This is a genomic window from Rickettsia argasii T170-B (assembly GCF_000965185.1).
GTDB classification, from domain to species: Bacteria; Pseudomonadota; Alphaproteobacteria; order Rickettsiales; family Rickettsiaceae; genus Rickettsia; species Rickettsia rickettsii.
In genome coordinates, this window is record NZ_LAOQ01000001.1 from 292,594 (window position 1) to 311,538 (window position 18,945).

Here is an 18,945-nt window from a genome sequence, read left to right on the forward strand (position 1 = left end):
GAATTTGATAAAAAGGAGTATTTTAAGTGCGAAATATTATATATTTTATACTATCACTATTATTTAGCGTTACCAGCTATGCACTTGAAACAATAAACATTGAGCATGGGCGGGCTGACCCGACACCTATAGCGGTCAATAAATTTGATGCCGATAGTTCTGCCGCTGATGTATTAGGTTACGATATGGTTAAAGTTATCTCTAATGATTTAAAGCTTTCGGGGTTATTCCGTCCTATTTCTGCTGCCTCTTTTATAGAAGAGAAGACAGGAATAGAATATAAACCGCTTTTTGCTGCATGGCGTCAAATTAATGCTAGTCTTTTAGTAAACGGTGAAGTTAAAAAACTAGAAAGCGGTAAATTTAAAATTAGCTTTATATTATGGGATACGTTGCTTGAAAAACAGCTCGCCGGTGAAATTCTTGAAGTACCGAAAAATCTATGGAGAAGAGCAGCACATAAAATTGCCGATAAAATTTATGAAAAAATTACCGGTGATGCTGGTTATTTTGACACTAAAATAGTGTATGTATCAGAAAGCAGCTCTTTACCGAAAATAAAAAGAATTGCTTTGATGGATTATGACGGGGCTAATAATAAATACCTTACCAATGGAAAGTCACTAGTCTTAACCCCAAGATTTGCTCGTTCGGCAGATAAGATTTTTTATGTTTCATATGCTACTAAAAGAAGAGTACTCGTTTATGAAAAAGATTTAAAAACAGGCAAAGAAAGTGTAGTAGGTGATTTTCCCGGTATATCTTTTGCTCCTAGATTCTCACCAGACGGTAGAAAAGCTGTAATGTCGATAGCTAAAAACGGCTCGACGCATATTTATGAAATCGACCTTGCTACTAAACGGCTTCATAAATTAACTGATGGATTCGGTATTAATACCTCTCCTAGCTATTCACCGGACGGTAAAAAAATTGTATATAATTCCGATAGAAACGGTGTGCCTCAATTATATATCATGAATTCAGACGGAAGTGACGTTCAGCGTATTAGTTTTGGCGGTGGTTCTTACGCAGCTCCTAGCTGGTCGCCTAGAGGAGACTATATAGCATTTACTAAGATTACTAGAGGAGACGGAGGCAAAACTTTTAATATCGGAATTATGAAAGCATGTCCTCAAGATGATGAGAATAGTGAAAGGATAATAACAAGCGGATATTTAGTCGAAAGTCCTTGTTGGTCGCCTAACGGACGAGTTATTATGTTTGCTAAAGGTTGGCCGTCGAGAGCTAAAGTTCCGGGAAAAAACAAAATTTTTGCAATTGATCTAACAGGTCATAATGAAAGAGAAATTATGACACCGGAAGATGCTTCTGATCCAGAATGGTCAGGTGTACTGAACTAATGTCATTTCTACGAAAGCATTGTTGGGTGGATCGTTTTTCCGTTGTCATACCGTGACTTGATCGCGGTATCCAGTAAAAATACTATTGTTGTTTTTGGATCCTGTGGTCAAGCCACGGGATGACAGTCCAATAAGGCTTAAGCTACTTTTCTACTATGGTTTAAAATAAACTTCTTTATTTTTTCAAAAGCCGTATTTTCTATTTGTCTAATACGTTCCTTAGAAATATTATACTCATTGCTTAGAATATCTAGAGTTTTAGGAGTATCCATTAATTTACGCTCTGTTAAAATACGAAGTTCCCTGTCGTTTAAAATCTTCATAGCATTTGATAGTAGCTGCCTTTTACTGGTAGAATTTTGCTTATTAATAGCCATAGCTTCAGGAGTAGGGCGTGTTTCCGGTAATAGTTCTATTAATTCTCCGGATTCTGCATCGTCACTATTTATAGAGTTATTTAACGATAAATCAGGACCTGAAATTCTAGTGTTCATTTCAGAAACTTCATTAACCGACACACCTAGCTCATCTGCTATTTGTACAAAATCATCGGTAGTAATAGCCCTTGAGTATAAATTAGTAATTTTATGCTTAACTTTATTAAGACTAAAAAATAATTTTTTTTGTGCGGCCGTTGTTCCCATCTTTACTAATGACCAAGATTTTAATATATATTCTTGTATGGCTGCTTTAATCCACCACATCGCATATGTTGATAGGCGAAAACCAAGTTCGGGATTGAATTTTTTTACTGCCTGCATTAAACCTATATTACCTTCTGAAACCAATTCGGTAATAGGAAGACCGTAAGTCCTATAGCCGCTTGCAATTTTTGCAACAAGTTTAAGATGGCTTGTTACTAATTTATGTGCAGCTTGTAAATCATTCCCTTCTAAATAGGATTTTGCTAATAACAATTCTTCTTCTTGCGTAAGTGAAGGAATTTTATTGATTTTCTGTAAGTAGCTATAAAATCCTGATTCGCTAGAAATTGCTAATGCATTAATATTATTAGTCATACTAACCTTAAAAACTATTTTTTTAATACTAACTTTATACTAACACATATATGATCTAAAATAAACTTTTTCTAGAGTATTTTTAAATAAAATCAAATAATGTCTAAAAAATCCAATAAAAATTTAGCTTTTTCCTTGCTGGGATTAATAATTAGTATGGTGTTACTCAGTTTTGCTTCCGTACCTATCTATAATTTATTTTGTAAAGTTACAGGATATGGCGGTACTACTGCAAAAGAAACGGTGAGTGTATATTCTAAGGTAAAAGGCACTAAACCTATAATTATCGAGTTTGATGCTAATGTTGATAAAGATTTACCTTGGCGTTTTATTCCAAGGCAGCAAAGAGTGCAAATTGTTCCGGGGCAGAATACTATAGTGTTCTATGAAACGGAGAATCTAAGCGATAACGATATAATAGGTACTTCCGTATATAATGTTACCCCAAATAAAGCAGGAAAATATTTCGTAAAAATTCATTGTTTTTGTTTTGAAGAACAATTATTAAAAGCCGGCGAAAAAGTCTTAATGCCGGTTACATTTTATATAGATAAGGATTTTGAGCTTGACCCTGAAATGCAAGACATTAAAGTACTTACTTTATCTTATAGTTTTTTTAAAGTACGAGAGATGTCGTCATTGCGAGGAAATTACGTAAGTAATTGACGAAGCAATCTCAGGAGTTTGTTATTATTTCATGAGATTGCCACGCTTTCTACGTTCGCTCGCAATGACGGCTTTGGAATTATGCAACAACACCGGCTCATTGAGTATACTCGATAACCCATTTACGAAGTCTAACAATCGGCGGAGTATTTATAAGAGCGGTAGCAGGTAAAACTTTGCCGTTAGTATTAAAATTAATTATAGGATCTATACCGTATATGCTATACCAAGGTTTTAACGGTGAGCTATTTGAATATTTACGGTGGAACCAAGATAAAGAAGGTGTTGTTTCTCCATATTCTATTACTTTAACCGATTGTGGATTTTTATGATATATAAGGCTCAGTACCGATTGATCGGAATGATGCCATTTATATTCATCGTAATTAGGATGGATATTATAATCTTTACCTGAAAGAATTCTAATATCTTCACAACTTTTTAGCCATTTTTCAATGAAAGAACGAGAAAGCTTGGTATTACGCACAATAATAACGGCACTCCAAATGTGATCATCATTTCTGCATTCATCTGTAAGGCAATCCATTAAAGCAAAAGTTTCGCCTTTAACAAAACTACCGTTTTTACGATTGCGATCATGTACCAGTAATATATCATTATCGCCTAAAAGATTTGTTAAATTACTGATATGCTTTTTAATAACAAATGCTGAATCTAAATATACTATAATAGCTCCTTCTGGTGCATTTTTCATTGTTTCAAGTATAATATAAGGCTTCCATAGCCATAACCCCGCTCCTGCAGGTTCATTAAAAATTTCTTGGTTTTTTTCTATAAACGCTTGATTTATGTGCTTTTTCTTATAGTTAAATATGAAGTCTATACCTTTATTAATTGCATAATGAGTGGTTGCATTTTGATTACGATAAATATACCCCGGACCGTCGGCATAAGAAACTAAATAAATTGGTTCTTTTATGGAATTCTGAATAGATAAATCTACTTTTTGTAACGATAAGTCATTAATAAAACCTTGACGTGCATATTCTAAAATAATCAGTATGAAATAAATTAGAGCTAATGTAATAACTGTTTTGTATAATATTTTAAATAACATATAATTTTTGCATTATTTGAAGCATCTTGTCATTCCCAGGTGGATTAGTAAATCGTCATTGCGAGGAAAAATTGAAAATTTTGACGAAGCAATCTCAGGAGTTTGTTATTATTTCATGAGATTGCTACGCAGCCTATGGCTGCTCGCAATGACGAACTCGATAATTATTAGACAACGCCAATATAGCATTTTAATATATTAAAAGATAGTGTTGTAATTTAATTATAAATTTAGTATAATTCATTGCTTGTTTAAGGTTGGTATGATTAATTTAGGGGATAAGCAGTCTACTATAGTTGTCGCAATGTCAGGCGGGGTTGATAGTTCGGCGGTTGCCGCAATGCTGCATGAACAAGGACATAATGTTATAGGTATTACCTTGCAGCTATATGATCACGGTATGGCAGTAGGGAAGAAAAATGCCTGTTGTGCCGGTCAGGATATTTACGATGCTAAAATGGTAGCAAATAAGCTAGGTATTCCCCATTACGTACTTGATTATGAGAGCAAATTTAAAGAGTCAGTAATAGATAATTTCGTCGATAGCTATTTACAAGGTGAAACACCGCTTCCATGTGTGCAATGCAATAAATCGGTAAAGTTCAGGGATCTAATTAAAACGGCTAGAGAGCTTGGAGCAGATAAGCTTGCTACCGGTCATTACGTACGAAAAATAAACGGTGATAACGGAGTGGAATTACATACAGGGCTTGATCCAGCAAAAGATCAAAGTTATTTTTTATTTACGACAACTAAAGAACAATTAGAATATTTACGTTTCCCTCTAGGAGGGCTTACTAAGGATGAAACACGAAAGCTTGCTAGTAAATTTGGGCTTGAGGTGGCTTATAAGCCCGACAGCCAAGATATTTGTTTCGTACCTGACGGAAATTATAAGAGCGTAATAAATAAAATACGTCCAAATAGCAGTGCAAGCGGTAAAATTATTCACGTAAACGGGTTTGAGCTAGGAGAGCATAGCGGTATAATTAACTACACCATAGGGCAACGTCGTGGTCTTGGTATAGCTTATAATGAGCCTTTATATGTAGTAAAGATTGATCCTAAGGACAATATAGTATATATAGGACCGGAGTCCGCATTAAACGTGCAGGAATTTATCATTAGAGATGTGAATTGGCTTGCAGATGAGATTAAAGATAACGCAAAGTTAGAAGTAGCAGTTAAAATCCGCTCGACAAGACCGCCGTGTCTAGCCGAAATAAGTAAACTCGGTGATGATAAAATGAAAGTAAAATTTTTATGCGAAGAAAAAGCCGTTGCCCCTGGGCAAGCATGCGTTATTTATGCCGGTGAAAGAGTACTTGGCGGCGGATGGATTACTAGAGAGATAAGGTAATTGCGTCATTGCGAGGAGCGAAGCGACATGGCAATCTAGTTAGACTTCCTGAGATTGCCACGCTCCTTTTAGTCGCTCGCAATGAGACACAATTTACAAAAAAATAAGCTTACTAAAACAGGAGAAACTAATGAGTTGTTTAAGGAAGAAAAGTTTTGAATCAGTAAAAGAGATAGGCAGCTCAAGCGGTCTTAGCAAGACGCTTGGAGCATGCGATTTAATATTACTGGGTCTTGGTGCGATGATCGGCACAGGCGTATTCGTCGTTACCGGTATAATTGCTGCTAAGTATTCAGGACCTGCAGTAATGTTATCTTATGCGATTGCAGGTATTACCTGTATCTTTGTAGCGCTTGTTTATACTGAACTTGCTGCAATGCTTCCGACATCAGGAAGTATTTACACTTATTCCTATGTAGCATTTGGTGAAGTATTTGCTTGGATGATCGGTAGTGTTATAATATTAGAACTTGGTGTTGCTGCAGGAATAGTAGCTGCAGGCTGGTCGGGCTACGTACAAGGAATACTAGCAGCAGGTGGAATCAATTTACCGAAAGAATTAACTACTGTACCGACAAACGGTGGTATAATAAATTTACCGGCATTTTTAATCTCGGGATTTATTGGATTTATTTTATATTTAGGTACTAAAGATAGTAAGAGACTAAATGCAATTTTAGTTTTCATAAAAATGGCTGCAATATTTGTATTTATAATCGCTGCTGCCCCTCATTTTGATGCTACTAACTGGAGTAATTTTATGCCTTTCGGTTTTAGTAATGTTTTAGTAGGTGCGTCTATTTTATTCTTAGCTTTTACGGGTTTTGGAACGATTGCAACCGCAGCTGAGGAGTGTAAAAACCCAAAACGCGATATAATGATCGGTATTATTGGCTCACTTGTTCTAACTACTATAGTTTATGTAACGATGGCAGGGCTTGTTACCGGTATTGCACCTTTTGATCAGTTAAATAACGATCAACCGCTTGCTTATGCTTTAACTATCAATAATAGCAAGATCGGCTCTGCTATTGTTGCAACCGGAGCAGTTTGCGGTATGATGACGGTGTTGATGATGAATATTTACGGTACTTCTCGTATTTTTTATGCTATTGCACGTGACGGTTTACTACCGAAAAGTTTTGCAAAGCTGCACCCAAAATATGATAGTCCGTATATTACGATTATAATATTTGCTTCTTTAGCCGCTATCCTTGGAGGATTTTGTTCTACGGAATTATTAACGCAATTAACTTCAATGGGAGCTCTTATTGATTATATAACCGTTACAATAATAGTGGTATTATTTAGGGTAACGCTACCTGATGCTCAAAGACCTTTTAGATGTCCTTTAGTATTTATTATCGTACCGTTTATTTTAATTGCTTGTGCATATTTACTATTTATTCAAATATATGACGGTGAATTTAATCTATTAACCGCAGGTCGTGCATTAATATATTGGTTTATTATAATATTTGTTTTATATATTATAAGATCGTTTTTTATGCAAAAAGAGCAGAATTAAGAGGGGGCTATCCGTCATTGCGAGCGAACGTAGAGAGCATGGCAATCTCATGAAGTAGTACAAAATTCCTGAGATTGCCACGTCAAGGCTTTGCCTCTCCTCTCAATGACGAGTTAGTAGTATCCACGCAACAAAACAAAATTAACCAAATGACTGAAAAACTGCAACCACTCCGAGGAATGAAAGATCTCTTGCCGGATGATTATAAAGTTCACGACTATATAATTAACAAAGCAAGAGATGTTGGAGTATTGTACGGCTATAAACAAATGAGTACTCCTATTTTGGAGTATACTAAAGTCTTTAACCGTTCGATGGGTGAAAGCTCTGACGTAATCAGCAAAGAAATCTATAGTTTTTTAGATAAAAGCAATGATTCCGTAGCATTACGACCTGAATTTACAGCATGTATTATAAGAAGCCTCATCTCAAACGGATTACAACATAAATTACCATTAAAGTTTTTCTCTACCGGTCCTGTTTTTCGTTATGATAGACCGCAAGCAGGGCGTCAAAGACAATTTCACCAACTAAATTATGAGTATATCGGTGCTAAAGGAGCAATTACTGATGCTGATACTTTGAAGTTAGCCGTTGATATATTAAAAGTACTCGAAATAGAGCAGGATGCTACCTTAGAGCTTAACTCTCTTGGATGTAATGAATCAAGAAGCGTTTATCAGCAAAAATTAGTAGAATATCTAAATGATTTTAAAGATCAATTATCAGAAGAAAGCAAAATAAGGTTATCCAAAAATCCAATGCGGATACTTGATTCTAAAAGTGAGACCGATCAGAAAATAATAGCAAACGCACCGGTTTTATCTGAATATTACACTGATGAATCCAAAGAATATTTTGAGGAGTTAATAAAGTATCTAGATATTTTAGGCGTGAAATATAGTATAAACCCACGCTTGGTTAGAGGGCTTGATTATTATTGCCATACTGCTTTTGAATTCACTACAAAAAAGCTAGGGAGCCAATCTACTATTCTAGCCGGTGGACGTTATGACGAACTTGCTAAAATCATGGGTAATAACGATGATGTGCCGGCTATCGGTTTTGCTGCCGGTATTGAGCGAATTGCTTTAATGCGGGAATATAATATATCTGAAGTTAAGCCGGTATTTGTATTACCTATAGGCAAAAATAATATTTGCTATGCTTTAGAAATTGTAGATAAATTGCGAACAGAAAATATTGCTATTATCATAGAATCCCTAGGTAAAATAGCTAAAAGAATGCAACGCATTTTTAATGAAAATGCTAAATTTATTATTTTTATAGGTGACGAAGAGCAGGCGAATAATAACTTAAAAATTAAAGACTTACAAAAAGAAGAAGAATATATAGTAGATTTTGCAAAAGCTCTTGAGCTATTGAAGAAATAAGATTTTTTATTGTTATACCGTGAACCTTCCATGGTATCCATCAAAACTAACTTTAAGTAATAAGCATTTATGAATCTTGCCACAAGCTCGGCATTGCCCGCATGGCTCTTATGTTATGCCTGCATAGATCTTGTTGTGTGGATACTGAAGGTCGTCATTGCAAGGAAAAACTGTAAGTTTTGACGAAGCAATCCAGTAAAAAATTCTGATTTACAGAATTTTTTTATTATTGTTTTGAACTGCCACGCAGTCTACGACTGCTCGCAATGATGGGGCGGTATCTATGCAACAACGCCTTCGCAGGAATGACATAAAACGAGCCATGCAACAAGACCTACAGTTGTTCACAATGGTGATTAGGTGTCTATACAATAACACCATTTAACCACGACATCTAAAAATATGATTATTATAAACGATTTAGCCATGATTTATGGTACAAGAATACTATTTACCGATGTAAATTTGCATATTAAAAACAATAAACGATATGGTTTAGTAGGTGCCAACGGAGCAGGTCAAACAACTTTTTTCAAAGTCTTAACTAAGGAAAAAGAGCCAGCTTTCGGTGAGATTAACATACCAAAAAACTCTAAAATAGGTTGTTTAAAACAAGATCAGTTTCTTTATGAAAATACCACAATTATAGATACGGTAATAGCAGGGAAGGAGGAGTTATAGAAAGCTTTACAGGAAAAAGAAGAGATATTAAATCGGCAGGAATGTAGCGATGAAGATGGGTATAAGTTTGGTGAACTTGAACAGGTAATATACGATAATGACGGTTATACTGCTGAAATTTTTGCAGATAGCTTGCTTGTAGGTCTTGGAATAGCCGAAAAATACTATTATGAGCCGCTGTCTGCGTTGTCAGAAGGTTATAAGCTTCGTGTATTACTCGTACAAAGTCTATTTAATAATCCCAATATTTTACTACTCGACGAACCGACAAACCATCTTGATATTATTGCAATATATTGGCTTGAGAATTATTTAAAAAACTCTTTTAAAGGAATATTAATTTTTATATTGTATGATTTAGTTTTTTTAAATAATGTCGCAACGGATATTTTGGACATAGATTATGGAGAAATAAAACTGTATACGGGCAATTATGATAATTTTGTTCAAGAAAAGCAGATAATAGCTGCTCAGAAGCTAAGCAAGCGAAATTTCTTAGAAAAGAAAATAGAAAATATGCAGGCTTGGGTTGATAAATTTAGAGTAGGGACGAGAGCAAGGCAAAGTGCCTCCTGAGAAAAGCAGTTAGAGAAAATAGAATCGGATATACAGAAATCTTCAAGAATTAGTCCGTTATTTAGATTTAAGCAGCTAAGCAATTCAGGAAAATTAGTATTAAAAATTGATCAAATAACTAAAAATTTTGAGAATAAGCAAATATTAAATAAAGTTAGTTTTAACGTATCATGAGGAGAAAAAATTATTATTATCGGTGTAAACGATATCGGTAAATCTACTTTATTAAAAATCTTAATGAATAAAATATCAGCAGATCAAGGTAGCTATGAGTGGGGATATGAATCGCAAATAGCTTATTTCGCTAAGACCATCATGAGCTACTTAATGAAAATATTAGTATTATTGATTGGCTTAAAAGGCAATCTGAAAAAGAAATGGAAAATACAATTAGCAATACGCTCGGACAAGTATTATTTCGTAGTGATGAAGTAAATAAAAATATTTTAAGTTTAAGCGGCGGTGAGGGGGCAAGATTATTACTTGCTAAAATGATGCTAGAAAAAAGTAATATTTTGGTTCTTGATGAACCGACAAATCATCTTGATATAGAGTCAAGAGAAGCTCTTAAAAAATCTCTCATTGATTTTGATGGTACGGTAATATTAGTAACGCACGATCGGAATTATTGTTCTTTCCCATAGGAAAAGATTGTTGATTTTAAAGGTAAATATGATGATTATATTGAGAAATACGGCAACGATTATTTAAGTTCTACTACAAAATTATCCTAAGTTTTAGGCATTGCTCATTAAATATAGATATCGTCATTGCGAGCAGCCATAGGCTGCATAGCAATCTCGTCAAATATCCTGAGGTTGCTTTGTCAATTGCTATGCAATTTCCTCGCAATGACGATAAAAATCTAGTCATACAACAAAGCAGAATCTTAAAGTTAATCACTCCACATTATAAAACTCCAAATGATGACCGCTAATAAACTTTTTTATTTCAGCATGGTTACCATACTCATCAACATTTAATAATAACCCTTGTTCATTAAAATATAATATATTCGTAAATAATCAGTCATCACAGTCCCATTTAGCTTTAAAAGCATTTTCCTTAATAAGTTTCACTCCGTTTACTCCGTGTTTGTGATATATTATTCCTTTTTTTAAAGCAGAAACAAAAGAGGTAACTTTACTTTTATAAAAGGTGTTATAGATTTTTTTAGACATTGTACCGTAACAATCAAATCCTCTATATTTGCCAAGAAATTTATCTGTACCTTTTGTTATTTCCTGATTATCAATTTTAATTTGACCTTCTTTAGGAATATTCCAAGAATTATTATTGAAGTTGCTAATCTTTTGAATGGCTAGATAAAATTCATGTTTCTTTTTTAGTTGATAATATTGATAGATTTTTTTTGTATCATATTGAAGGGTTAATTGTTCTAAGTTTTCTATTGGCTTATTATCGGGGGAATAGCTTGCAATAATCCCTTCTTGTTTTTTTGACTTCATTTACTTGCATATTCTTGTACTTTTTTGAGTTATTATTTAATAAGGCGGTAACTACTCCAATTTCTAAAGTGTTTTCATTGCAAGAATCATTTTGCAGAGCATTTTCAACATTTTGGGAAATCTTTTCAGATTTTTCAGAAGTTAATTTAGTCTCGTTATCTGCTATTAAACCGGTATTAACGGCGTTAAGAACCTCTGCTTTTTCATTGGACGTTAGAGTATTATTTTTCGGTAACGTATAATTTGGGTCCACGTAACTCCGAAGTTTTATAATAGCCTTTTCATACAAATTTATTTGATGCTCAGGTATCTTATTTAAAAGATCAGAAGCCGTTTTAAATTGCTTACTACATAGGGCAAGTGAGAATGCTAGAAGTATGTTGTTTGGGGTATCACTAATTGCTTTTAGTTTTGCGGTTAATATTGATTGCTGGTTTTTGTTAATTTTTTTATTGGAAATTCTGTTGTAAAAAGCCATGTATTCACAGCCATCATATATTGATGAATAGAAAGGCACTAAGGGATTTTTTTTATTACATCTAACGTCTTATAAGAAATTTCATATGGATTAGTTATTTCTAGAATATATTTTATATATTCTATCGGCACATATTGTATTAAGTCATTAGCTTTATCACATTTGCCTTGTATTCTATAATTAGACCATAAATGATAGGCTGCTGTTGGATGTGTAGGTAGAAGCACAAAAGCATGTTCATAACATTTAGTGGACATATCATAGCTCCCGGTTTCTTCATAAACACACCCTGTTCTATAATACCACTGGGCTAAAACATGATTCTCAGTATTAGTATTTAACGAAAAAATAGATTCTTCAAGTAAAGCTTTTATCCCTTCAAAATTTTTATTTTCCATTAATAAATCAGAGAATTGACCTGACAAATCTAAGCTGGATTTTATATACGGTACTAGTGCTTGGGTAATTTTAAGCTTAGATTCCGGTTCAATAAGCTTTAGTACGGGGAGTAGATATTCTGTACATTTGCTATATTATTCAACTTCTTTTGCAAAGTAATTAAAATATAGATTTATTGCTGCAATTATACATTTAAATATCTCTTTAGCAGCTCATTGTGTCTATTTAATATACTACATTGAAAGGCGAGACTCATTATTTGAATTTTGGTTAGCGTATCAGGTGGTATAAAAATGATTTTATCCGGCATCCATTTTATGAGTTCACCATCTAATTGATATTCAAAAAAGCCTGGTCTCTGTATTATTTCATAATTTTTCAACAATTCATGATTTGTGTAACTTTCATATGGATAATTAGGCATTAATTTATGTAGCTTTCTTTCTACTTACTGTAGATTTTGCACTATTTAAATGTCCAAATATATAATGCATTACTTCTATAGCGGCACCAACAGTTGGTATAGATGAAAAGTTTTTATCCATATAGTGTATGAACTTTTTATTACTGGATTTCTGCTTCTAGCTAGGAATGACATCGAGAGGCTCAATTAACTCACAAAACAATTCTTTCTAAGTAATGTCTATTCAAACCCAAATCTAGTAAAATATTTATGAAACTATCCGGTATCATGACCTATCATTTTAACTTTATCATAATGATGAGGTGATTCAGATTCACGATATATAGTTGTGTCGTTATCCATATAGTAAATAGAATAAGATGGAAGGCCATAAGGTCTAAAAAACGTGTCTTTACTTATAACTTTAGGAGTTTTATCAGATTTTTGTATATTTTCTGATTTCAGCATATTAATTTTCTTAATAAATGATTGTTTTATTAATATATAATTTTTATATATTATCACAAGAATAATTAATAGCTATCTACAGAACCTAAAAATTCAGATTTATCAATTGCAGTATTATATTCATAAGGATATTCTAAATATTTTTGCAATTTTAAAGTATTTTTTTGAAACAATGGGTAATTACTTGATTGTTCGTGCTTTGATAAATTGAAATATTTTCTCGCCAAGAATTTCTGATCTTGAACATTATTAAAAGCTTTGATTTTTGAATATCTGTCTTGTTGTTTTTCTTGTAAAAAATAATCTTCATAGTCCTTATAATTCTTTGAAAGATTTAATATAAATCTAGCATATTGTTCTAACTGAAAGTTAGTTAACCAAGTAAATATAGAATATAAATTTGCTCTATAGTCCGAAGAAAAAATAACAGCAACTTCTGATTGCTTTATCTCTTCTCTTTTCTCTTTCAATAACGTTATTAGATAATATAAATAACTCTTTATTAAAATGTTTTTTATTTTCTTGAGTTTGAATGATTATATCAAACAGCTCAGTTTCTAATTCGTCTGAGGTAAATAATTGTTTGTATTTATTAAGCCGTGGACCAAAAGCTATAGATTCAAGTTTTTTTAAATATTGAATTAATTTTATGTACAACTTTAGGTTAAATTTAAGAGCAGTATTTTATATGAGAAATTGATATAAGTCAAGAGATATTAAATTAATGGTTTAAAAAATATGTATCACCTCGTGATTTGTTCACAGAATCCAGTTAAAAATACTAAAATTATTAGTATTTTTAGTTGTTTTCTGGATACTGTGGTCAAGCCACGGTATGACACTGAAGTGTTTTTCAAAAGCCATACTAAATTGATTACTAAAATTTTTCACATAACCTAATGACAAAAATAAAATATGAATATATTATTTAATTTTAGAATAATTTAAATAATATATATTCAATGAGTGCAGATACTAATATTAGCGACGGTTTAGAAGTCGTGACGCAAGATCATTTATCGATTTTTTCTTTAATAAGCTCCTCCGACATTATCGGTAAGTCAGTTATGCTGATGTTGCTTATTGCCTCTATTTGGTCATGGGCTATTATTTTGGATAAAATATTTAAGCTAGTGCAAGTGCAGAAAAGCATGCGGGCATTTGAAAATGTGTTTTGGTCCGGTGGAGTATTAGAGCAATTATATGAAAGCATAAAGAGGTCGGTTAATAATCCGCTAGCTTTAATTTTTGTCTCAGCTATGGATGAGTGTAAAAGCTTAAGCACTAAAGGGCTTTCTGAAGGCTTAAAAAACAACCATAAAGAGCGTATAACGTGTGCAATGTACTTAGCTCAAAATAGGGAAGTCGAAAAGCTCGAGAAAAATTTAAGCTTCTTGGCAACTGTCGGATCAAGTGCTCCTTTCGTAGGTTTATTCGGTACCGTTTGGGGGATTATGCATAGCTTCCAATCGATTGCTACTTCAAAAAATATTTCTCTTGCCGTAGTAGCTCCCGGAATTGCTGAGGCGTTACTTGCAACTGCGATAGGCTTATTTGCCGCTATTCCGGCAGTAATTTTTTATAATTATCTGATTTCCCGTATTACTCTTATCAATAATAAGATTGAAGATTTTATTAGTGAGTTAAACTCTATACTTTCTAAGGCAATTGATCAGGAGAAAATGTAATGGCTATAAAGCTTGCCGGAAGTAATAGAAAAAGTAAAAGAGCGGTAGTGAGCGAAATTAACGTTACGCCGCTTGTTGACGTGATGCTTGTGCTATTAATTATTTTCATGATTACTTCTCCAATGCTTGTGTCAGGAGTAAATGTGGATTTGCCTGAGACAAATTCAAGCCCGATTTCAGATCAGGATGAGCCTTTGGTTGTTACTATCAATAATAAAGGCAAAATTTTCTTACTTGAAATTCCAATAGAAAGAATGCATTTAACCGACAAGCTTGCAAATATCACTAAAGAAAAAAAGGATGCTAGAATTTTTGTAAGAGGCGATAGAAATGTTTCTTATGGGCAGGTAGTAGAGATAGTTGCCGAAATTCATGCTGCCGGCTTTTCTCGTGTAGCTCTTATTTCAAATATTAAAAATAATGAAAAGTAATCAAAATAAGGATAATTTTACGGTTTTCCTTAGCTTCTCTGTTGTTCTGCACTTACTTCTTTTATATTTTTTTCTATTCGGTATGCCGTCACTTTTTGAAAAATTACCGGAAGAGCAAACCATAACTTTTGAAATGTTACCTGTTAGCGATAAATCAAATATTATCACTCAGACAAAGCAAGAAGAAGCCCCTATAGAAAACGAAGACGCTAAAAAATCTGAGCAGAGTAAGCCAAAAGAAGAGCCGCAAGATTTGCCTAAAGAAGAAAAATCAAAAGAGCCTGAGGCTAAAACAATGGAAGAAAAGCCTAAAATAGAAGAGAAAAAACCTATAGAAGAACCAAAGTCTGAAGAAGCAAAAGAAGCATTACCTGCGAAGAAAGAAGAAGTAAAGGAAGCAAAACCTAAAGAAGAAGAAAAAAAACAAGCAGAAGAAAAGAAGAAGCTCGAAGAAAAGAAAGAGGAAACGAAACCGGCTGAGAAATCTAAAGAGGTGAAGAAAAAAGAGCCTAAAACCGATGAGCTTGATTCTTTGCTGAAGCATTTAGAGCAATCTTCGGAAGGGGATAATGTAAAATCCAATAAGCATCAAAGGTCAAAAAAAGCTGATAATGCAAAAGAAGCTAAAGGGGTTTATACGGATGGGCTGCCTCTTTCTGATAGTGAAACATCTTTGATAAAAAGACAGATTGAAAGACATTGGAGTAATGTACCGGCAGGAGTTAGAGGTAATAATAAGGTAAAAGTCATTATTAGTATTACGCTAGATAAAGCAGGTAATGTTGAGCAGGCAAAGGTTAACAAAAAAATCTGTCCTAATATTCCGGCTAGTGTTTGTGAAGCTTTGGCAGATAATGCAATTAGAGCGGTATGGCAAGCAAGCCCTATCGAAAACCTTGACTCTGCACGCTTTAACCATTGGAAAGAGATTAATTTTAGCTTTGATCCAAGTAAATTGTAGGTTGAGCATTGCCTGCGTGGATACCACCCTGTCATTACGAGCAGTCGTAGACTGCATGGCAATCTCATGAAATAATAACAAACTTCTTAGATTGCTTCGTCAATTATTACATAATTTCCTCGCAATAACTATTTTCGAGCCACGTAGGCAAGCCTTTCGCAGGAATGACATTAAGAACCATGCAATAATTAAAAAATATTATTCATCATGTTCGTGGTGATCACCGATTAATTCAAACCCCATATCTTTTTGCTCATTATTGAAACAACAGTAGCAGCAATAACCAAACAAGAATAATAAGGTTGCTTCCATTAAAAATAGGGTCAAAGCAGCATTACTAGAGCTTGCTAACTCATATTCTGAAGGTAATAAATCCGTAGGGATGTCTTTATTCATAAAACTTAGTTATTATGTTTACTATTTATAAATAAAAAAACTCTATAACTTTGTCTATTAAAATTACATTTATTTCACAAAGTTTTTAAGAGCAGGATAAGTAAATAATAATACATGGCATAAATTTAGACCGAAATGAACTATCACAGAGCATAATATTTTGTCTGTTTTATAATATGCATAACCATAGAAAAAACCGCATATAGTGCTTAAAGCTATATATATATTAGTCTGCCTTGAAAATATGTGATCCCAAATATTAAAGATGCTATAATAACAGCTAAAATCTGCTGTTTTGGTAAAAGATTTTGTAATGTTCTTTGTAAAAACCCTCGAAAGAATACTTCCTCAGCCATACAGACGAAAAAGAAATATTGTTGTAATGAGAAAAATGTAGGTGATAGTTAAGGATGACATATAAACCTTTGTAAAAAACTATTTTTAATATATAGTTATTTTTTAGCATTAAAAATGGAAAATTTATTAAATATAGAGATTTTTAATAAATAATAATTGGATTTTAAAAAGAAAATATAAAAGATAATCATAAAAAAAACCAATAAAATAATATATATATAATGGGACGCTTTTATGAAAGATATAGAATATTGGGAAAAAAATTTTGAAAGCTGTAAATATTCAGATCAATTAATCGAAAGGCTTTTATTTTTAAATACCCAAGTAAAACAACCTATCGATATTAGAGAAGTTCAAAAAGGTATTTATTATGCTCGTAAATATCATGGTGAGCAAGTGCGTCAATCAGGTGACCCTTATTATTCTCATCCAATCGCAGTAACAATTATGGTAGCGGAATTTGTAGTAAAAGAAGTGCCTAAACTCTTTACTTTTAGAATGCTACAAGCTGCATTACTTCATGATACTATTGAAGATACTGAACTTACTGAAGAAATGATTAACAATCTTTTTGATGAAGAAGTAGCAAAGCATGTAGCAGGTCTAACTAGAATTAAACCTTGGGGCAAAATAAGTAGCGAGAAAAGTCTTATTTTATTAATTAAACAAAAAAGATACGATACTGCTCTTATAAAACTTTTTGATAGAATACATAATTTACAAACTTTGGAAGCAAAATCGCCTGAAAAAGCTAATAAAATAATTAAAGAGACATTAAAAAGCTTTTTAGTGTTAAGTGAAATACTTGAAATACCTTCAGTTTCAGAGCTTATATATGCTGAATGTTATAAAAATAATTTAAAATTTAATATAAATTCTACTTTTAATAAAATTATAAATTTCGATTCGTTTCCATTGTCTCAAAATAAGTTACTCCCATAAAAAAAGTTATACCTACCGGAATGAAAATTAAAAATAATCCCCAATATCCTAGATAATTGGTAATATAAACTAAACCAAATGACGTTATAATATAAGTAAATAATTTTGCTATTGCACTTAGCATACTAGTATATGTAAATCTCTTAAAAACCGGAAAATATTTATAAAATATAGGAGCTGCTGGTACGTGATCAAATACGAATAATGCAGCTAAACATTGAAAAATAAAAATATATAAAGGAGTAGGGTTATAATTTAACATTATAGGAAAAAAAATAAGAGAGGTAAAAAATAGATATAATTTTACCTTTAGGATTTTTAAAGGATGGATTTTATAGCTAATAAATGCAAGACCGATAATACCGAGTAAATCTATTATAGATACCCAAAAATTTTGATTTATAATTTGATTTGGAGTAAATCCGCATTCTCTTTTTAATATATCACCACAATATATATATACGAAATAAAAACACGGTGGTCTAGCACACTGGATAAAGAAATACCAAATAGAGGTGGTGTTTGGAACTTTTTGATCTAGAATATCTTTGTCAATTTCTTCAAGCATAATATTATTTTCTTGAAGTCTTAGTTTTAATTTGTTTCTTTTATTTGAAAATGCATCTGCTTCTTTTAAACTAGTCCTTGCAATAGTACCTACAAAAGCGATAGTTGCACCAACGAAAAAGGCTATACGCCAACTTGACTCATGGTGATAAATATTTTGATTAGTAAAAATTGATGCAATACCTAGTGCTACCGTAGTGCCTACGGCAGAAAATACGGTTATAATTGTTACTAATGGATATTGTATAGGAGGAGATGAATTTTCGGTTAAGTACAGCTCTGCACCTCGTGCTTCTGCAGTTGCTGACATACCTTGAATTATACGACATATAGTAAGAACCCAAGAGGCTGTTATACCTATCTGTGCATATGTTGGCATGCTGCCTATAATCACACAAGTAATAGCCATTAATAGGGTAGTTAAAACAACTACAATCTTACGTCCAAAATGATCGCCTATATACCCAAATATTAATGCTCCTATAGGTCTTAGCAAATAGGTAGAACAGAAAGAAAAGGCAGTAAGCAACGAAAAAGTGAAAGGATCATATTCCGGAAAAAATAAATTATTTAAAAGCACCGCCATATGCACATAAAGCATAAGGTCAAAATACTCTAGAAATGTACCTATAGAAAGTAATCCGACTGCTTGTTTTTGTTCTGTATTTAAACTTCTTTGTTCTTTTTCGTAGCCTAACATAACCTTTATATATTAATTAGCTT

The 18,945-nt window shown here is 32.8% G+C and carries 22 protein-coding genes and 1 pseudogene; 13 read left to right on the forward strand and 10 right to left on the reverse strand.

Annotated features, from left to right (window positions below; genetic code table 11):
• The first annotated feature begins 26 nt into the window (after positions 1-26).
• Entirely contained in the window at positions 27-1,361 is a 1,335-nt protein-coding gene (tolB, locus tag RAT170B_RS01555) for a Tol-Pal system beta propeller repeat protein TolB (protein WP_045805422.1), read from the forward strand.
• A gap of 137 nt (positions 1,362-1,498) precedes the next feature.
• Here the strand turns inward: tolB and rpoH are convergent, their stop codons facing one another.
• A complete protein-coding gene (gene rpoH / locus RAT170B_RS01560; protein ID WP_045805423.1) occupies positions 1,499-2,380 on the reverse strand; it encodes an RNA polymerase sigma factor RpoH in 882 nt (293 codons plus the stop codon).
• Positions 2,381-2,479: 99 nt separating this feature from the next.
• On the opposite strand from rpoH, the gene RAT170B_RS01565 reads away from it, so the two are divergent.
• On the forward strand, positions 2,480-3,046 hold the full coding sequence (locus RAT170B_RS01565; protein ID WP_014014111.1) for a cytochrome c oxidase assembly protein: 567 nt from the start codon (positions 2,480-2,482) through the stop codon (positions 3,044-3,046).
• 97 nt (positions 3,047-3,143) lie between these two features.
• Here the strand turns inward: RAT170B_RS01565 and RAT170B_RS01570 are convergent, their stop codons facing one another.
• Entirely contained in the window at positions 3,144-4,124 is a 981-nt protein-coding gene (locus RAT170B_RS01570) for a hypothetical protein (protein WP_045805424.1), read from the reverse strand.
• A gap of 262 nt (positions 4,125-4,386) precedes the next feature.
• Here RAT170B_RS01570 and mnmA point away from each other — a divergent pair, with 262 nt between their 5' ends.
• From mnmA to RAT170B_RS07780, 7 genes are all read left to right on the forward strand, one after another.
• On the forward strand, positions 4,387-5,484 hold the full coding sequence (gene mnmA / locus RAT170B_RS01575) for a tRNA 2-thiouridine(34) synthase MnmA (protein WP_045805425.1): 1,098 nt from the start codon (positions 4,387-4,389) through the stop codon (positions 5,482-5,484).
• A gap of 130 nt (positions 5,485-5,614) precedes the next feature.
• A complete protein-coding gene (locus RAT170B_RS01580; RefSeq protein ID WP_014120668.1) occupies positions 5,615-7,012 on the forward strand; it encodes an amino acid permease in 1,398 nt (465 codons plus the stop codon).
• A 149-nt stretch (positions 7,013-7,161) separates the two neighbouring features.
• Positions 7,162-8,406, forward strand: coding sequence for a histidine--tRNA ligase (gene hisS / locus RAT170B_RS01585; RefSeq protein WP_045805516.1), 1,245 nt, complete (start codon positions 7,162-7,164; stop codon positions 8,404-8,406).
• Between the two features lie 402 nt (positions 8,407-8,808).
• Positions 8,809-9,087, forward strand: a complete 279-nt coding sequence (locus RAT170B_RS01590) for an ATP-binding cassette domain-containing protein (protein WP_045805426.1) — start codon at positions 8,809-8,811, stop codon at positions 9,085-9,087.
• A 132-nt stretch (positions 9,088-9,219) separates the two neighbouring features.
• The gene (locus tag RAT170B_RS08150) at positions 9,220-9,663 is read left to right on the forward strand and encodes an ATP-binding cassette domain-containing protein (protein ID WP_222595553.1); all 444 of its coding nucleotides are present in this window, start codon (positions 9,220-9,222) and stop codon (positions 9,661-9,663) included.
• Positions 9,664-9,870: 207 nt separating this feature from the next.
• Positions 9,871-10,098 (forward strand): hypothetical protein, encoded by a 228-nt coding sequence (locus RAT170B_RS12015; RefSeq protein WP_315849881.1) that lies wholly within the window; start codon positions 9,871-9,873, stop codon positions 10,096-10,098.
• Positions 10,041-10,307: an ATP-binding cassette domain-containing protein gene (locus RAT170B_RS07780; RefSeq protein ID WP_052691950.1), complete on the forward strand. Its 267-nt coding sequence runs from the start codon at positions 10,041-10,043 to the stop codon at positions 10,305-10,307. The genes RAT170B_RS12015 and RAT170B_RS07780 overlap by 58 nt, the downstream gene beginning before the upstream one ends.
• Before the next feature lie 381 nt (positions 10,308-10,688).
• Here the strand turns inward: RAT170B_RS07780 and RAT170B_RS01605 are convergent, their stop codons facing one another.
• From RAT170B_RS01605 to RAT170B_RS10250, 5 genes are all read right to left on the reverse strand, one after another.
• Entirely contained in the window at positions 10,689-11,132 is a 444-nt protein-coding gene (locus tag RAT170B_RS01605; protein ID WP_014014118.1) for a hypothetical protein, read from the reverse strand.
• Positions 11,083-11,610: a hypothetical protein gene (locus RAT170B_RS01610; RefSeq protein WP_045805427.1), complete on the reverse strand. Its 528-nt coding sequence runs from the start codon at positions 11,608-11,610 to the stop codon at positions 11,083-11,085. Before RAT170B_RS01610 ends, RAT170B_RS01605 begins: the two co-directional genes overlap by 50 nt.
• 38 nt (positions 11,611-11,648) lie before the next feature.
• A complete protein-coding gene (locus RAT170B_RS11060; RefSeq protein WP_261368627.1) occupies positions 11,649-12,008 on the reverse strand; it encodes a tetratricopeptide repeat protein in 360 nt (119 codons plus the stop codon).
• A gap of 680 nt (positions 12,009-12,688) precedes the next feature.
• Entirely contained in the window at positions 12,689-12,880 is a 192-nt protein-coding gene (locus RAT170B_RS01625; protein ID WP_014120671.1) for a hypothetical protein, read from the reverse strand.
• A gap of 65 nt (positions 12,881-12,945) precedes the next feature.
• Positions 12,946-13,350 (reverse strand): hypothetical protein, encoded by a 405-nt coding sequence (locus RAT170B_RS10250; RefSeq protein ID WP_014120672.1) that lies wholly within the window; start codon positions 13,348-13,350, stop codon positions 12,946-12,948.
• A 492-nt stretch (positions 13,351-13,842) separates the two neighbouring features.
• Here RAT170B_RS10250 and tolQ point away from each other — a divergent pair, with 492 nt between their 5' ends.
• Genes tolQ through RAT170B_RS01645 form a run of 3 tightly spaced genes read left to right on the forward strand, consistent with a single transcriptional unit; the run spans position 13,843 to position 15,960 of the window.
• Positions 13,843-14,568 carry a protein TolQ gene (tolQ, locus tag RAT170B_RS01635; protein ID WP_045805428.1) on the forward strand — a complete coding sequence of 242 codons (726 nt, stop codon included), beginning with the start codon at positions 13,843-13,845 and terminating at the stop codon, positions 14,566-14,568.
• Positions 14,568-14,999, forward strand: a complete 432-nt coding sequence (gene tolR, locus RAT170B_RS01640) for a protein TolR (protein ID WP_014120674.1) — start codon at positions 14,568-14,570, stop codon at positions 14,997-14,999. Before tolQ ends, tolR begins: the two co-directional genes overlap by 1 nt.
• On the forward strand, positions 14,989-15,960 hold the full coding sequence (locus tag RAT170B_RS01645; protein ID WP_045805429.1) for an energy transducer TonB: 972 nt from the start codon (positions 14,989-14,991) through the stop codon (positions 15,958-15,960). Before tolR ends, RAT170B_RS01645 begins: the two co-directional genes overlap by 11 nt.
• Positions 15,961-16,158: 198 nt before the next feature.
• Here RAT170B_RS01645 and RAT170B_RS01650 read toward each other — a convergent pair whose 3' ends face one another.
• Both RAT170B_RS01650 and RAT170B_RS12020 read right to left on the reverse strand, forming a co-directional pair.
• Positions 16,159-16,356, reverse strand: a complete 198-nt coding sequence (locus tag RAT170B_RS01650) for a hypothetical protein (protein ID WP_045805430.1) — start codon at positions 16,354-16,356, stop codon at positions 16,159-16,161.
• A 69-nt stretch (positions 16,357-16,425) separates the two neighbouring features.
• Positions 16,426-16,712 (reverse strand): annotated as a pseudogene (locus RAT170B_RS12020) (CPBP family intramembrane glutamic endopeptidase).
• Positions 16,713-16,947: 235 nt separating this feature from the next.
• Between RAT170B_RS12020 and RAT170B_RS01655 the strand changes: the two are divergent.
• Positions 16,948-17,655, forward strand: coding sequence for an HD domain-containing protein (locus tag RAT170B_RS01655; protein ID WP_045805431.1), 708 nt, complete (start codon positions 16,948-16,950; stop codon positions 17,653-17,655).
• On the opposite strand, the gene RAT170B_RS01660 is transcribed toward RAT170B_RS01655, so the two are convergent.
• Positions 17,606-18,922: an MFS transporter gene (locus RAT170B_RS01660; RefSeq protein WP_045805432.1), complete on the reverse strand. Its 1,317-nt coding sequence runs from the start codon at positions 18,920-18,922 to the stop codon at positions 17,606-17,608. The two genes, RAT170B_RS01655 and RAT170B_RS01660, sit on opposite strands and share 50 nt — an antisense overlap.
• Between the last annotated feature and the right edge of the window lie 23 nt (positions 18,923-18,945).

Excerpts from the sequence above, each read along its gene's own strand:
- rpoH (WP_045805423.1), bottom strand. The coding sequence starts at position 2,380 with ATGACTAATAATATTAATGCATTAGCAATTTCTAGCGAATCAGGATTT.
- RAT170B_RS01565 (WP_014014111.1), top strand. The coding sequence starts at position 2,480 with ATGTCTAAAAAATCCAATAAAAATTTAGCTTTTTCCTTGCTGGGATTA.
- RAT170B_RS01570 (WP_045805424.1), bottom strand. The coding sequence starts at position 4,124 with ATGTTATTTAAAATATTATACAAAACAGTTATTACATTAGCTCTAATT.
- mnmA (WP_045805425.1), top strand. The coding sequence starts at position 4,387 with ATGATTAATTTAGGGGATAAGCAGTCTACTATAGTTGTCGCAATGTCA.
- RAT170B_RS01580 (WP_014120668.1), top strand. The coding sequence starts at position 5,615 with ATGAGTTGTTTAAGGAAGAAAAGTTTTGAATCAGTAAAAGAGATAGGC.
- hisS (WP_045805516.1), top strand. The coding sequence starts at position 7,162 with ATGACTGAAAAACTGCAACCACTCCGAGGAATGAAAGATCTCTTGCCG.
- RAT170B_RS01590 (WP_045805426.1), top strand. The coding sequence starts at position 8,809 with ATGATTATTATAAACGATTTAGCCATGATTTATGGTACAAGAATACTA.
- RAT170B_RS07780 (WP_052691950.1), top strand. The coding sequence starts at position 10,041 with ATGGAAAATACAATTAGCAATACGCTCGGACAAGTATTATTTCGTAGT.
- RAT170B_RS01605 (WP_014014118.1), bottom strand. The coding sequence starts at position 11,132 with ATGAAGTCAAAAAAACAAGAAGGGATTATTGCAAGCTATTCCCCCGAT.
- RAT170B_RS01610 (WP_045805427.1), bottom strand. The coding sequence starts at position 11,610 with ATGGCTTTTTACAACAGAATTTCCAATAAAAAAATTAACAAAAACCAG.
- RAT170B_RS11060 (WP_261368627.1), bottom strand. The coding sequence starts at position 12,008 with ATGGAAAATAAAAATTTTGAAGGGATAAAAGCTTTACTTGAAGAATCT.
- RAT170B_RS01625 (WP_014120671.1), bottom strand. The coding sequence starts at position 12,880 with ATGCTGAAATCAGAAAATATACAAAAATCTGATAAAACTCCTAAAGTT.
- tolQ (WP_045805428.1), top strand. The coding sequence starts at position 13,843 with ATGAGTGCAGATACTAATATTAGCGACGGTTTAGAAGTCGTGACGCAA.
- tolR (WP_014120674.1), top strand. The coding sequence starts at position 14,568 with ATGGCTATAAAGCTTGCCGGAAGTAATAGAAAAAGTAAAAGAGCGGTA.
- RAT170B_RS01645 (WP_045805429.1), top strand. The coding sequence starts at position 14,989 with ATGAAAAGTAATCAAAATAAGGATAATTTTACGGTTTTCCTTAGCTTC.
- RAT170B_RS01650 (WP_045805430.1), bottom strand. The coding sequence starts at position 16,356 with ATGAATAAAGACATCCCTACGGATTTATTACCTTCAGAATATGAGTTA.
- RAT170B_RS01655 (WP_045805431.1), top strand. The coding sequence starts at position 16,948 with ATGAAAGATATAGAATATTGGGAAAAAAATTTTGAAAGCTGTAAATAT.
- RAT170B_RS01660 (WP_045805432.1), bottom strand. The coding sequence starts at position 18,922 with ATGTTAGGCTACGAAAAAGAACAAAGAAGTTTAAATACAGAACAAAAA.